At 59.9% G+C, this 14,439-nt stretch carries 12 protein-coding genes; 10 read left to right on the forward strand and 2 right to left on the reverse strand.

The genetic code is table 11. The features are described from left to right. From HUV26_RS02455 to HUV26_RS02475, 5 genes are all read left to right on the forward strand, one after another. Entirely contained in the window at window positions 1-879 is an 879-nt protein-coding gene (locus HUV26_RS02455; protein ID WP_174408484.1) for a PstC family ABC transporter permease, read from the forward strand. Then, window positions 876-1,763 (forward strand): ABC transporter permease subunit, encoded by an 888-nt coding sequence (locus tag HUV26_RS02460; RefSeq protein ID WP_174408485.1) that lies wholly within the window; start codon window positions 876-878, stop codon window positions 1,761-1,763. Before HUV26_RS02455 ends, HUV26_RS02460 begins: the two co-directional genes overlap by 4 nt. A 38-nt stretch (window positions 1,764-1,801) precedes the next feature. After that, the gene (locus HUV26_RS02465; protein ID WP_243451229.1) at window positions 1,802-2,614 is read left to right on the forward strand and encodes an ABC transporter ATP-binding protein; all 813 of its coding nucleotides are present in this window, start codon (window positions 1,802-1,804) and stop codon (window positions 2,612-2,614) included. Beyond that, complete coding sequence (locus HUV26_RS02470; RefSeq protein ID WP_174408487.1) at window positions 2,602-3,135, forward strand: HAD family hydrolase; 534 nt, start codon at window positions 2,602-2,604, stop codon at window positions 3,133-3,135. Before HUV26_RS02465 ends, HUV26_RS02470 begins: the two co-directional genes overlap by 13 nt. Window positions 3,136-3,230: 95 nt before the next feature. Beyond that, window positions 3,231-5,828 (forward strand): ATP-binding protein, encoded by a 2,598-nt coding sequence (locus HUV26_RS02475; protein WP_174408488.1) that lies wholly within the window; start codon window positions 3,231-3,233, stop codon window positions 5,826-5,828. Window positions 5,829-5,935: 107 nt separating this feature from the next. On the opposite strand, the gene HUV26_RS02480 is transcribed toward HUV26_RS02475, so the two are convergent. Beyond that, window positions 5,936-7,744, reverse strand: coding sequence for a c-type cytochrome (locus HUV26_RS02480; protein WP_243451230.1), 1,809 nt, complete (start codon window positions 7,742-7,744; stop codon window positions 5,936-5,938). A gap of 598 nt (window positions 7,745-8,342) precedes the next feature. Between HUV26_RS02480 and kamA the strand changes: the two genes are divergently transcribed. Both kamA and ablB read left to right on the forward strand, forming a co-directional pair. Then, window positions 8,343-9,656 (forward strand): lysine 2,3-aminomutase, encoded by a 1,314-nt coding sequence (gene kamA / locus HUV26_RS02485; RefSeq protein ID WP_174408489.1) that lies wholly within the window; start codon window positions 8,343-8,345, stop codon window positions 9,654-9,656. Next, a complete protein-coding gene (ablB, locus tag HUV26_RS02490; protein ID WP_174408490.1) occupies window positions 9,643-10,626 on the forward strand; it encodes a putative beta-lysine N-acetyltransferase in 984 nt (327 codons plus the stop codon). Before kamA ends, ablB begins: the two co-directional genes overlap by 14 nt. A 41-nt stretch (window positions 10,627-10,667) precedes the next feature. Here the strand turns inward: ablB and HUV26_RS02495 are convergent, their stop codons facing one another. Beyond that, on the reverse strand, window positions 10,668-11,510 hold the full coding sequence (locus HUV26_RS02495; protein ID WP_174408491.1) for a sulfotransferase family 2 domain-containing protein: 843 nt from the start codon (window positions 11,508-11,510) through the stop codon (window positions 10,668-10,670). Window positions 11,511-11,716: 206 nt separating this feature from the next. On the opposite strand from HUV26_RS02495, the gene HUV26_RS02500 reads away from it, so the two are divergent. The 3 genes from HUV26_RS02500 to HUV26_RS02510 all read left to right on the forward strand — a co-directional run bounded on the left by HUV26_RS02500 (window position 11,717) and on the right by HUV26_RS02510 (window position 14,351). Further along, window positions 11,717-12,688 (forward strand): radical SAM protein, encoded by a 972-nt coding sequence (locus tag HUV26_RS02500; protein WP_174408492.1) that lies wholly within the window; start codon window positions 11,717-11,719, stop codon window positions 12,686-12,688. Between the two features lie 517 nt (window positions 12,689-13,205). Further along, window positions 13,206-13,397 (forward strand): hypothetical protein, encoded by a 192-nt coding sequence (locus HUV26_RS02505; RefSeq protein ID WP_174408493.1) that lies wholly within the window; start codon window positions 13,206-13,208, stop codon window positions 13,395-13,397. A 522-nt stretch (window positions 13,398-13,919) separates the two neighbouring features. Continuing rightward, entirely contained in the window at window positions 13,920-14,351 is a 432-nt protein-coding gene (locus HUV26_RS02510) for an RrF2 family transcriptional regulator (RefSeq protein WP_174408494.1), read from the forward strand. Window positions 14,352-14,439: the final 88 nt, after the last annotated feature.

Raw genomic sequence — 14,439 nt, forward strand, 5'->3', positions numbered from 1 at the left:
ATGCCCGGCAACAAGGACCGCATTGCGGGCCTGCTGCTCGGTACAGCTGCCGCAACAGTGGCATGCGCCGTGGCAGCTGTGTTCGGTTTTCTGTTCCTCTTTGCCCTGCCCGTCTTCACAGGCGGGCAGGGTCTTGCCGTTCTGGGCGGCACATGGCAACCCGAAACCGGCCAATTCGGTATTCTGCCCATGCTGGCGGCGTCTGTGTGTCTTGCGCTTTCCGCTCTGGCACTGGGCTGGCCGCTGGCACTGGGACTGTGTTGCAGCATACGTGGTTTTGTTCCCGCGCCGCTTGCACGGTTGCTCCTTGCCCTGCTGCGCGGCATGACAGCCTTTCCCACTGTGGTCTACGGATTTGCCGCACTCTTTCTGCTGGTTCCCTTTATGCGGGAAGCAGCGGGTCGCGGCTCCGGCCTGTGCTGGGCAACGGCGGCACTGGTGCTGGCATTGGTGGCGCTGCCGACCATGGTGCTGGTTATGGATGCCGGAATACAGCAGATGGAAAGGCGCTTACACCTCACCGGGGCCGCTCTGGGGTTCAACCGCCGCCAAATCCTTGTCCATCTTGTGCTGCCTGCCTGCCGGGGTAACCTGTCTGCCGCCGCCGCTCTCGGATTCGGCCGCGCCATAGGCGATACGCTCATTCCGCTTATGCTGGCAGGCAACGCCCCGCAATGGCCCCACTCTGTCTTTGACAGCATCCGCAGCCTCACAGCTCACATCGGCCTTGTGCTCGCCACAGACACCCACAGCGCGGCCTACGGTTCGCTCTTTGTGGCTGGCTGCCTTCTGCTGCTTGTCAACGTGGCAGTGCAACTGGCTCTCAGGGCGCTGCCGACAAAGAACGGCTCTTCGGCCACCTACGGATACGGCGCATGAAGCACCCGCAGCTTTCCCTCATCACCGCATGGGCGTGGTTCTCTGCCCTTGTGGTTCCGGCGGCACTGACCGCTTTGACCGGAGTTTTGCTTGTACGCGGACACGGTGCACTGGGCAGCGAACTGTTTTTCGGCAACGTCCCGGCACTGGACGCCATGACCGGACGCATTCCCGTATGGGACGGCATCTGGCCCGCGTGTGTGGGCACCCTCTCCCTCCTTGGCCTGACCATGCTTTTCGCCCTTATTCCCGGCATTGGCTGCGGCGTATACCTTGCCGCATTCGCCCGCCCTGCAGTCCGGGCATGGCTGGGCTTGGCACTGGACCTGCTGGCCGGAATTCCCTCCATTGTCATGGGGTTGTTCGGTTTCACCCTGCTGCTCACCCTGCGACGCACCCTGCTGCCACAGACTGGCCCTTCCCTACTGCTGGCATCTGCCTGTCTTGCCCTGCTCGTACTGCCCGTGCTCGTCACCACCACCCGCGGCGCGCTGGAGGCGCTTCCACGCCAGTTATCCCTGAGCAGTGCCGCCATGGGGCTGGGGCAATGGGCCACCATGCGCCGCGTGCTGCTTCCGGCTGCGGGCCGGGGCATTCTGGGCGGCGTGCTGCTCGCCGCCGGACGCGCCGCAGAAGATACGGCTGTCATCATGCTGACAGGCGTGGTTGCCAATGCAGGGCTGCCAGCCGGTGTGACCGCCAGATTTGAAGCCCTGCCCTTTACCATCTTCTACCGCTCAGCAGAATACCGAGATGCCACGGAACTCCAGCAGGGCTTTGCCGCCGCCCTTGTGCTTCTGGCCCTTTCCCTGAGCCTGCTCGCCGGCGCCCGCATGCTGCAACTGGCGCTGGAACGCAGATGGGAAGGGACTGTTGTCCGCTAACCTTCTTCATAGCAAAGATCAGTTCACAGGAACCCCGCATGATTTCGCCAGACCACTTTCCTTCCATCGTTTCCAGTGCCGCGCGGCTGGCTGATGTCTCCGTCTTCTTCGGCAACGCAAAAGTGCTGCATGACATAACCCTCAATGTGCCTGCGCAGGGCGCTACGGTGCTGGTGGGAAGATCCGGTTCCGGCAAAACAACGCTGCTGCGTGTTTTCAACCGCCTGAATGAATGCCTGCCCGGCAGCCGCACAGCAGGCTGCGCCACTCTGCGGCTGGATGGCCGGGATATGGATATCTATGGTTCCGCCTTCAGCGATCCTTCACGCCTCCGTGTCCGCGTGGGCATGGTTTTCCAGTCGCCGGATGTGCTGCCCCTTTCCATACGCCGGAACATGGAACTGCCCCTGCGTCATGCGCTGGGCCTTTCGCAGGCATCCATCACTCCCCGCATGGAAGAGGCACTTAAAGAAGCCGCCCTGTGGGACGAAGTGGCCCACAGGCTGGATACGCCTGCCGAAACACTTTCCGGAGGCCAGCAACAGCGCCTGTGCCTCGCCCGTTGCCTTGCCATGCGCCCGGACCTGTTGCTGCTGGACGAACCCACAGCCTCTCTGGACAACGTTGCCTCGCGCACAATCGAATCGTTGCTCGTCACGCTGAAGCAACGCATACCGGTTATCATGGTATCGCACAGCCTTGGGCAGTCTCTCCGCTTGGCGGACAGGCTGGTACTCATGAGTGCAGGACGCATACGCCAATGCTGGGACAGAGCGCACGGCCTCCCGGATATCGCCCAACTGGAATCACTGCTCGAAGCCGCACAGGAGGAAGATGCATGCTGCAGATAACCATTCCCGGCGGGGCATCCCTTGCCCTTGAAACGCTTGTTCTGGATTACAACGGCACCGTGGCGCTGGATGGAGAGCTGCTGCCCGGCGTGGCAGAACGCCTTACCCGGCTGGCACCGGCCCTGCGTATTGTCGTGCTCACAGCCGATACACACGGCACGGTTACCCGCGCCATGCAGGGCTTACCGGCTGAGGTTATGGTCATAGGGCCTTCCGGCGGCAAGAATGGAAATGCCGCACCGCAGAAGCCGGAGTGCAGCTCTGTCCCCGCTTCCATCCCGCAGGACAGTGCCAAGCTGCAAGCCCTGCTGCGGCTGGATGCCACCCGATGCGTCGCCTTCGGCAACGGACGCAATGATGGACTGATGCTCAGACGGGCCGCCCTTGCCGTTGCCGTGATGGGGCGTGAGGGCGTTGCCGCCGAGGCACTGCTTGCCGCCCATGTGACCGTATACAGCATTGAGGATGGGCTTGATCTTCTGCTGCATCCCGACAGGCTGCGGGCGACCTTGCGCTGCTGATTGCATTCTCATTGCCGTCCGGTCCGTTTTGTGTATGCTGGCAGCAGGACTCTGCCGTTGCCGGCTTTCCTGTAGCACATAACGGACACACACTCATGAACAGTGCAGATGCAACCGATTCCCCTCCGGCATTCTCAATCATCCAGGCGCTTCCTTCATCCCCGGCTGCTACCGGAGGGGACACATGCCCTTTCCTGCTCCGGGTGCTGACCTTCAGCCTGCTGCTGGTCCTGCTCGCCACTGTCCCTGCACGTGTTGCCCACTCCGAAACCGTGCGCGTGGGCGTGTATGAAAACAACCCGCTGCTGTTCCTCTCACCGGAAGGAAAACCATCGGGCCTGTTCGGCGACATCCTGCAAGAAGCGGCCACAAGGCTCAGATGGGAGATTGTCATCGTCCCCGGCAGTTGGGACACCTTGTATGAGATGACTGCCAGAGGCTCGCTGGACCTTCTGCCTGCCGTGGCGTTGCGGGATGACAGGCTGGCGATTTTTGATTTTTCCGAAACAGCCCTGCTCACCAACTGGGGCGAAATCTTCGTTCCCCGCCATTCCGGCATACAGAGCTTTCCCGACCTCGGAGAAAAACGCATTGCCCTGCTCAAGGGCGACACCCATAACAAGGCACTTACCGAAATCATGCAGAGTTTCGGGCTGCCATTCACTGCCGTGGAGTTCTCCTCCTACGCAGATTGCTTCCTTGCGGTGGCGGCGGGCAATGCCGATGCGGCAGCCGCAAACCGCATGTTCGGATTACGGCACAAGGCGGCGCATGATCTCAAAGGCACCCCCATCATCTTCAATCCCATACAGATGCGCTTTGCCGTGCCCAAGGGGGACCCGCACTCTCTGCTGCCCCGTCTCAACGGTGTCATAGCGGACCTGATGCATACAAACGACTCCGCCTACACACGCGGCATGCGGCTGTGGATAACGGCAGAAAGCAACGGAGAAATGCCCAGTTGGCTTCTGTTTGCCATGGGCGGCCTCATAACCGCCGTCATCCTGTCCGTTGCCCTGAGTATTTTCCTGCGCATGCAGGTTCGTCTGCGCACTGCCCGGCTGACCGAACTGAACAGAACCCTGCAGGAAGAGGTGGCGGTACGCGCACAGGCAGAGCGCAACCTCGCCCGCAGCGAAGAGCGGCTCACTCTGGCACTGGACGCGGTGAACGCCGCCGTATGGGACTGGCGAACAGATACCAATCAGGTGTATTATAGCTCCCACTGGTACACCATGCTCGGCTACTCGCCCTATGAAATGCCCCAAGCTCTGGAAACATGGCGCAATCTGGTACACCCGGACGACTTGCCCGGCGTGGTCAAAATGATCGCGGAACACCTGCAATCCGGCGCAACCTTCGAAGCGGAGTTCCGTATGCTCGCCAAAGACGGAAACTGGCGGTGGATTCTTGCCAGAGGCAGGGCCATAGAACGGCGCGATGAAGAAACCCTGCGCATGATGGGCATCCATCTGGACATTACAGAACGGCGCATCTTCCAGAGCCAGATCATTCAGGCCAAAGAAGAAGCAGAGGCCGCAAACAAGGCCAAATCCGAGTTCCTCGCCAACATGAGTCATGAAATACGCACGCCGCTGAACGGCATAATGGGCATGCTCCAACTGTTGCAGGCCGATGCCCTCTCAGGCGAACAGCGGCAATATGCCAACACGGCCCTGCAATCGGCAAAGCGACTTTCGCAACTGCTCTCAGACATCCTCTACCTCTCCCGCATAGAGGCGGGCAAACTGCCCATTAACGATGCCCCCTTCTCCCTTGCCGCCCTGCTGCGGGAAACGCAGGATCTGTTTTTCCCCATTGCCAAGCAGACCGGAATTGCCCTGCATGTATACGCAGACCCCCGCATTCCGGAAACAGTAATGGGAGATTCTGCCCGGCTGCAACAGGTGCTCACCAACCTTGCAGGCAACGCCTTCAAGTTCACCCAGCGCGGCAGCGTGCACATAGAAGCCTACCCCATGCCCGCCGCCAGACCGGGAACAGTGCGGATACTTTTCTCCATCACCGACACCGGAGTAGGCATTCCCGATGACAAGATGCACATTCTTTTCGAGCCGTTTACGCAGGCGAGCGAAGGCTACACCCGGCAGTATCAGGGAGCCGGACTGGGCCTCTCCATCTGCAAACGGCTGGTACATCTCATGGGTGGCAACATGGCCATTTCCAGTGAAGAGGGCGCAGGCACCAGCGTCTACTTCTGCGTCACCTTCCGTCCCGCAGAAAAGCCGGAAACGCAGAAAACCGATAACACAGACGTGCTCGCCCCCATCTCCAGCCCGCTCCGCATCCTGCTGGCAGAAGACGAAGACGTAAACAGGCTGGCAACACGCCGCCAGCTTGAACTGCTGGGGCATTCCGTAACAACGGCGCGGAACGGGCAGGAGGCGCTTACCGCCCTGAAAGAAGACAGCTTTGACCTTGTGCTTATGGATATCCAGATGCCGGTCATGGACGGCGTGGAAGCCGTGCGCTGCATACGCACCGGACCGGAATTCACCGCCGTGGCGTCCATTCCCGTCATTGCCCTCACTGCCTACGCCATGGACGGCGACCGGGAAACCTTCCTGAACGCGGGCATGGACGGCTACCTTGCCAAGCCGGTGGAAACCGACTCCCTTGCCCGGACCATCGACAGCGTGCGCGGCAAAATACAAATACGCAGCATCGGGTAGCCGCCATACACAAAAGCTTGTTTCATTGACCACAGACAACGCCCCGCCACCGGAAGGTGTGACGGGGCGTTTCGCATAATTCGCTGAGAAGCGGAGTTTACAGGCCGCTATCTCCCAACGGGGGGCATAGGGTGGTGCGGCGACATTTCAGGAGTAAGTCCCGAATCCGGCCCGTGGCAGACCTGACAATTACCCTGCGCCCCTATAGCCGCATTAAGCTGCTGATACTGCAACGGCTGCACGGCATCCCTGTCCTTCCCGAAGGGGTTGTCCGAAGGATGCGTGGCGTGCGGACTGTTGTGGCAGGCTATGCACGGCACGGTGCCGGTCATATCCTTGCGCACCCTGTAGAGCACGCTGGCGTCGGCGGTCCAGGTATTAAACGCCACGGCGTCCCTGCCCGGACGCACATACGCCTCCGTATGGCAGGTAAGGCAGTCCGGCTGCTGCGCCCAGGGCGTTCTGGCGTTAATGGCCGCCACATCCGGCACGCTTCTGGGAGATACGGCCCGCATGAAGAGCCCTGCCCGTTCCTTGCCTATCTCTTGCTCCTTCTTGAGCAGCGACAGGGCGTGGTCTTCCAGATAGCCATGGCAGGGCACGCAGGTCATGCCCGCTGTTCCGTGGCTGTCACGCAGGCACCGCGTCAGGCCTATGGTGCTGTCCGGGTGGCAATAGGAGCAGGTTTCCGCCCCGCCTCCTTTCAAATAATTCACATGAAAACCGTGCAGGGCGGCGGGCAGATTCAGGCGCTCCGGGTCCCCCTTGGCGTTGAGAAGCGGGTCGGGGTGGCAACTCTGACAGAGCACGGGCTTGCCTGCCTCGGAACGGGCGAGCAGGTCGGTGCCGCTCCGTCTGTCATGCACGGTCAGAATGGAACGGGCCGTTTCCATGGAAACACCTGTGCCGTCTGCGGGGCGTCCCCACTCACCGCCATGGCAACGCCAGCAGCTCATTTCCGTTCCCACCGGCACCACCACAGACGTGCTTGCCAGCACTTTGCCGGAACCGGATTCCACCGCCTGCACGGCAAACAGCGGGTACGGGTTCACAGTACCGTCATCGTCATACGGCACCACGGGTATCCCCGCCGCCTCAAAGGTGGCGGATTGGGGATTCCATGCCATAGTCCCCTGCATCCCCTTTCCCGTTACCGATGTATCCGGCTCCAGCACCTTGCCCGATATGGACGCAGCAAACTCCCAGTACCGCACATGGCGGGAAGGATTGCGAAATCCTTCCGGTGCCGCGTAGCGCACCTCCACACCTTCGTTCACAAGCTGCGGTTTTGCCCCCCGGCGGATAAGCACAGCCCCCAGCGCATTGCCCGGAGGCAGGTAGGAATAGGCGGCATCACAGTCTGTAATGCATTTCATGCCCAGCGTGTTCCACGCCAGCAGCACATGCTCCGCCGAGTCGGCATCAAAGGGCGGCACAGGAGCAGGCAACTGCGGCAGGGGACGTGCTCCTTCGCCTGCCTCGCGCTTACCGTGCAGCCCTTCCATAACGTAGGCGGCAATGGCGTCGCGCTCTTCCCGGTTGCCGGTAAACACGGGCATATGGTCAAAGATAAGCCCCTGCCCTTCTATGTAGGAAGCCAGCCCCAGCCGGGTTAGGTGCGCCGTCAGCGGCATGATATCCAGACCGCCCTGTCCCGTGCTGTGGCAAGGGCCGCAATACGTGGCAAACAGGAGGCCGCCCTCAGCAATCTGTTCCGGACTGGCCGGTCCGGATACAGCAGACGCGCCCGATGCCACCCGCACGGACTGTAAGAAAAATACACAGAGCAGCAACCCGGTCATTCCGGCAGTAAGGAACAGGCGGGCACTCCGGGACCACAGCGCAACGTCCCTCCGGTGTGCAACAGCCACGGCCCGGTCATCGGCTTTAGAAAACAGGGAGACAACACAAAGCATAACAGCCTCCGGCGTTTGTATCTTCACAGCGCAACAGCACATCTGCCACAACAGGCACATCTGGCACATCTGGCACAACTGACAAAGCAGGCGCAACAGACAAAGCAGGCGCAAATCCCACCTCTTACCCTGATACAGACGCTATATCCGCCCGCAAATGATATTCTCAATACCTGACCGGCCAAGTCTGCTTTTGCAGAGCACAACAGAGTACGGGTATGCGTACATACCCGATGCCTGCCCGAAACACCCCCTGTTTCCGGCAGCACTTTGTTGTTAGCCTTACTGCAACTCGGCATATCGTATCCGGTAGATACAACCAAATACGATTAGACACGGTCTTATTCGGCCGCTTTCGGGTCGTATACATGGTTCTTCGGGCACAACCACCTTCCCCCCCGCCGGTATACTGCAGCACGTATCCGCAGGTCGCTCAGCAACAATGCACTGCACCGGATACGCCCTGCGTAACGCCGATTATCCGAAGCAGGCGCATACCGCCCCGCATGGCGCCAAGCGGTACAGCGCAACGGGCGTCCGGGCTTGTAAGCCCCGGTCGGGTCCGGCTTCACCTCACCACCTCAACCAAGGAGCAGGTTTGAAATTCTTCAATGAACGCCAGCAGGCACTGGCCAAACTGGCTGGCAGGACGGTTTCCCCCGATGACTGGCAGGACTGGAAATGGCACGTCCGCAAAGCCGTACGCACGGTAGACGCGTTCGAGAAAGCGCTGGGCATACGGTTCTGCGCATCGGAAAAGGCAGAATACGAGCGGACGCTGGAGACCTTCCCCATGTCCGTCACCCCCTACTACCTCTCCCTCATAGACGCCGACGACTACCGTAACGACCCGGTGTTTATGCAGTCGTTTCCTTCCCTCTCCGAACTGCACATAGAACGGCACGACATGTCGGACCCGCTGCACGAAGACGAAGACAGCCCCGTGCCCGGCATTACCCACCGCTACCCGGACCGGGTGCTCTTTCATGTGAGCAACGTCTGCTCCATGTACTGCCGCCACTGCACACGCAAACGCAAGGTGGGCGATGCAGACTCCATTCCCACACCCGACGATCTGGAGCAGGGGCTGGAATATATCCGCAACACTCCTCAGGTGCGGGACGTGCTTCTTTCCGGCGGCGATCCGCTCATGCTTGCCGATGAGCTTCTGGACTGGATCCTGACCCGCCTGCGGGAGATAGAGCATGTGGAGATAGTGCGCATAGGCACGCGCATGCCCGTGGTGCTGCCCTGCCGCATAACAGACGGCCTGGTGCGCACCCTCGCAAAACACCACCCTGTCTGGCTGAACACCCACTTCAACCACCCGCGTGAAATCACCGCTTCCTCACGCGCCGCACTGAAAAAACTCGCGGACGCAGGCATTCCCCTCGGCAACCAGAGCGTGCTGCTGGCAGGCGTGAACGACTGCCCCAAGCTGATCAAAAGGCTTAACCAGAAACTGGTGCAGAACAGGGTGCGGCCTTATTACCTGTATCAGTGCGACATGTCGGAAGGGCTTTCTCACTTCCGCACGCCCATCAGCAAGGGCATAGAAATCATGGAAAGCCTGCGCGGACACACCACCGGATTCTCCATTCCCACTTACGTGGTCGATGCCCCGGGAGGCGGCGGCAAAATTCCCGTAACCCCCAACTATGTGGTTTCGTGGGGGGTGAACAAGGTGGTGCTGCGTAATTACGAAGGGGTAATCACCACCTACAACGAACCGGATTCCTACGAAGCCAGCTACTGCGACAGGCAATGCAGCAGCTGCAACCTCCAGTTAAAGCAGGAAGATGCGGAAGAACGCGCCATCGGCATCGTAAAACTGCTCTCAGACTGGGACGACACCACCAGCCTTACCCCCCGTGACAATATCCGTATGGAGCGGCGCGATGAAACGCCGTAACGCAGTGCATCCTTCATCCGGCAGCACCGCAGGCTCACAAAACAGATACCGGGCAATACAGCCGCATCAGCGGGTGCCGCAAAAGCCCCGGCGACCGGACGTAATAGAGTATCTGGGCAATTCGCTGGTGCAGCATGGTCCCGCCAGCAACCGCGTCTACCTTATGAAACTGGACCGGGCAGACCTGCCTGACATTGTGGACAACATGGTCGCACTGGGCAGGAAACACGGTTACTCCAAACTCTTTGCCAAGGTTTCTGACGACACAGAGCAGGCATTCTCCCGGCGGGGGTTCGTCCGGGAGGCGCGCTCTCCGTTGCTGGTAAGGGGGCAGAACGCCGGATGCTTCATGGGGAAATATCTTTCTCCCGAACGCGGCGTGGCGGATGACAGGGCAACACTCTCCCGGACTCTTGCTCTGGCCCTCTCTGCGGCCAAAGGGGTCGAGACAGCCCCGGAGAAACCCACCCCGCCAAAGGTGCACAAGCTTACACCGGAACATGCGCATGAACTGGCGGCGCTGTATGAAAAGGTATTTTCCAGCTACCCCTTCCCCATCTTCGACCCCGCCTACCTGCGCGAAGCCATGGCGGAAGCTACCGTGTTCTTCGGCATCCGCGAAGGCGACCGGCTTGTGGCCGCAGCCTCTTCAGAAATGGATATGCACTGGCGGTGTGCAGAGATGACCGATTTTGCCACTCTGCCGGAATTCAGGGGAAGAGGTGCCGCAGCCACCCTGCTCGCAAGCATGGAAAAGACGGTTTCCCGGCTGGGCATTCTCACGGCGTATACCATTGCCCGTGGGGTAAGTCCCGGCATGAACATTGTCTTCGCCCGTGCGGGCTACAGGTATGACGGCACACTGACCAACAACACCCATATAGCCGGGGGACTGGAGAGTATGAATGTTTGGTCCAAGCCGCTGCCTGCGGGACAGGGCCTGCACTCCGCCATCCGGAACCAAGGCTGACCGGCAGAAGCGGACTGCGTACACCAGACAGAAATGCGATACTATTTGGGCAGCAGGATGGCTCCGTCCTGCTGCCCCGCCAGTTCTGCGGTGATAAGGCGGCACATTTTCTGGTATCGTGCATTCAGGCTGGCAAATTCCCGCACCTTGCGGGCAAAGGTCTCGCCGCGTTCCCGCACGCGCCTGTCAAAGAGGTCGCAGGCAAAACGGTACAGGACCAAATCGGCCGCGTTGCGCTCACGGGCAAGGGCCAGCGCATCCGCATCCGGGGTCATTCTGCTTTCCGGTGCAAGCACGTTGCGCTTTTCGTGGCACAGGGAACGCAACCCCAGATGCTCGGCCAGCAGCAGCAGGCTTTCGTCAAAACGCTCCTGAATCCCCACGAAATCGAACACATGCTCCAGATTGTGCATGGCAGCCCGCAGTGCCTGTTCCGGATACGACTGCACGTCAAAATCCTCGCCCGAAAAAAAGCGGGTCATAAAATTCTTGCCACGGTAGACCAGCCTTGGTTCCATGCTCTCCACATAGTCGCCAAACCCTATGTTGTTCTCGTTCAGGTAAGCATACATGTGGTTCTGCGGCCACGACTTAAGAAAGATATATTCGGAAACAAGGCGCTCCACCGGGTCGCGCAGAAAGGTGAATACCGACACATCACGGGAATAGATGCGCGGCGGGCGGTAATTTTCCAGAAAAAGGTGCCCCTGAATGACCCGCACCCCTTCCAGCGCCGCAGGGCGTATTTCACGGTGCCTGTGGTACTCTTCCGCGCTGTACACGCTGAAAATCTCGTGCGGGGCAAAATTGTCCCTGATGATGGCGTTCAGCGTTGTGCCCGCCGTGCGGGGCAGATGCAGGAAAAAATGAAGGCGTGTATCCATGGATGTTCCGTACCGCATACGGCACCGTTGTTGCAAGAATTTCAGCAGATGTCAGGAGTCCGGCGGGCTGTGCGCTCGCTGCACGCCCAGCCGCGCAGCACACTCTCTTGCAGATTCGTGCGTACCGTATGTTTTCCGGTTTATCGTAATACCGCCCTCTCCATGGCTATGGCAGGTGCCCAGGCGCGCGACCGCAATCAGCCCGGATGAGCAATCCGAACACATCAGATGGCTACGCAAACCACACGCTCCACGATACCCGCGTAGCCCGCGGGCAGGAAAAACTGACCATGCCGGAAACCACAACCCTGCTGAACATAGAATTCAACTCGTCCTGCAACCTGCGCTGCCGCTGGTGTTCGCTGGACCACAGCCGCCCGCGCAGGAGCATGTCTCCGGAAACGCTGGATGCATTGCTGCGGCAACTGGCACAGAACGCCCTGCCCGCCCTCCGGCACATAGACCTGCATAACGGCGGAGAAACCCTGCTGCACCCGGACATGTCTTCCATGCTGAACGTGCTGCGCCGCTGGAAGCCTTTTCTCCCCGGCAGCCCCCGCATACGCCTGCTCACAAACGGCATGGCGCTCTCAGAGCGCAAGGCGGTGCAGATTGCACAGAGCGGCGTTATTGACCGGATGCGGTTCAGCATAGACGGCGGATCACCCGGGCAATATGAATCCATACGCAGAGGCGCCCGCTGGCAGGCGCTTACAAGAAACGTGCTGCGTTTCATGACGCATAACAACCATGCCGCGCACCGGGCGGAGACGGAAGCCATCTGCCTGCTTCCCGCCGGACACGCGGAGCCCTTTGCCCCGGAGTTTGCCTCGCTTCTCTCGCACTTCGATACCGTGTCCCTGCGCCATCCGCACAACTGGGACGGCAGCGCAGAGCTTGGCGTGGACGATTCGGGCTACCGGGAAACCGCCTCCCGTATGCAGGGCAAGTGCTGCTTCCTGCTGCTGCATAATCTGGTCGTGCTGCCTGAGGGCGATGTAACGGCATGCTGCAATGACCTGAACGCACGCCTTGTACTCGGCAACATACATACTACCGACATCGGCGCCATAGCGCGCTCGGAAATCCGCACCGCCATGCGCCGCCTCATGGAGCAGGGGCGAAAGCACGAGATTCCGCTCTGCAGGCACTGCACGGGATTCTTTCAGCCAGACTGATACAGCGGCCCATACAGCCATACCCCTTCCCGGCATCTGCCAGAGGGGCAAACGGCCAATCGTTCAAGAACATGATATTACAGATAATTTATTAACAGACCTGCTCTGAGGATCTTCTTTTTTAAATTCATACCTTTTTTGTAGGAAAAATCTTGCCTAAAGCATACAAGATCGGTATGGTTTAGCCGGAGACAACGGGCAAGGGGTCGGCGGTAACCACGCGAAAGGGCGCAACACTGCACCACTTCACAGGAATACCGAATTTTCCGACACAGGGGATGCCAAACGGCCCGACCTGACGTATAGTATAGTCAAGGTCCGGACGGCCCCTCGGAAACGGAACGACACACCTGCTCGCACCGGCTTGTCCGACACAACAAACCCCTACCGGGTACATGTATAAAACACAGGTAGGGAAAGACGGTTCAACCGGGAAGTCCTGTATGTTCAATTCCTACCTGTGAGGTAGGAGATGGATACGGAACGGTTTGAGAACCTTTAGTGAAGGAGACTGGCTATGACAACGCGCAACCACATGACGCAGGACGAACAGCAGAAGCCCATGAACTGGGATATGTGGACCTGTTTCAACAAGAAGCGGTGGGAACAGCGTGCCAAGGAAAGGGCAGCTAAGCCCCGCGAAGCGCAGGAAGAGGCCGTGAACCGTCCCATGGACTGGGATATGTGGAAGCCCTTCCGTAAGCACTAGGGCAGTGCCGGAACATACCCATGCCACACGGCAGGGCGGTGCGGTTCCCCCACGTGCGCACACCTGTCCACACTCCTCTCCGCAACAGATTGCGGGGCAGGAAGAGGCATCGGTTAACCGGATTCACGGAAAAGCCTCCGGCGGCATGCGCCTTCCCGCATGACCGCACCGGGGACTGAAACCGGAAAAATTTCACCGGAACGGGCATGACCGTTCAGGGCACCGCCAACGGGCCGTGCCCCGGCGGCAAAGCCGGAGCAGACGTTCCGCATGCATATCAGCGTGTATAGGGCGATGAAACGGGGTGCATCCGCATCCTTCACAAGGCCACCCCGTTTCATCCTCTCTCCTTCCACCCAAACATACCGGCACAACACACCGGCACAATGTACCCACCAGGTACGTCCCGCATAATCCGGCGGGTTTCTTGACGCAAAGAGATGGCTCATGTAGGGGTATTGGGTAATACCGAGTTCAGTGTCACGCGAGGCACGCCAACCCATCAACCAGCGTACACAGCCTATGAAACTCTCCGCCCGCACACGGTATGCCACACGCCTCCTTCTTGACCTCGCCCAGCACAGCGATGCGGAAACCCCGGTGACCACCACCACTCTTTCTGAAGTTTCCGGCATCTCCGTCCAGTTTATCGAACAAATCCTCAAACCGCTGAAAAAGGCGGGACTGGTGACAAGCTTACGCGGTGCCTCCGGCGGACACATGCTTGCCCACAAACCCGAAGCAACAACCATAGGCGATGTCATCCGGATAATGGAAGGCGGCATCGACCTCACGCACTGTTGTCAGGAAGACATTGCCAAAGAATGCCCCCGCACGGGGCGATGTCTCACGCGGGTGGTCTGGCTGCGGGCATCCCGCGCCCTCGCCCGCGAACTGGATTCCATAACTCTTAAAGACCTTATAGAGGGCGGTATTACGCTGGATGACGAATAACGGCCCCGCACCGTAAAGCAATCCGCTGCGCACCGGCAACACCTGCCACCGCCCCGCCCCCCCCTTCCCGCCTTATCGCATCCCACCG

This window comes from Desulfovibrio psychrotolerans (assembly GCF_013340305.1).
Lineage (GTDB): Bacteria > Desulfobacterota > Desulfovibrionia > Desulfovibrionales > Desulfovibrionaceae > Halodesulfovibrio > Halodesulfovibrio psychrotolerans.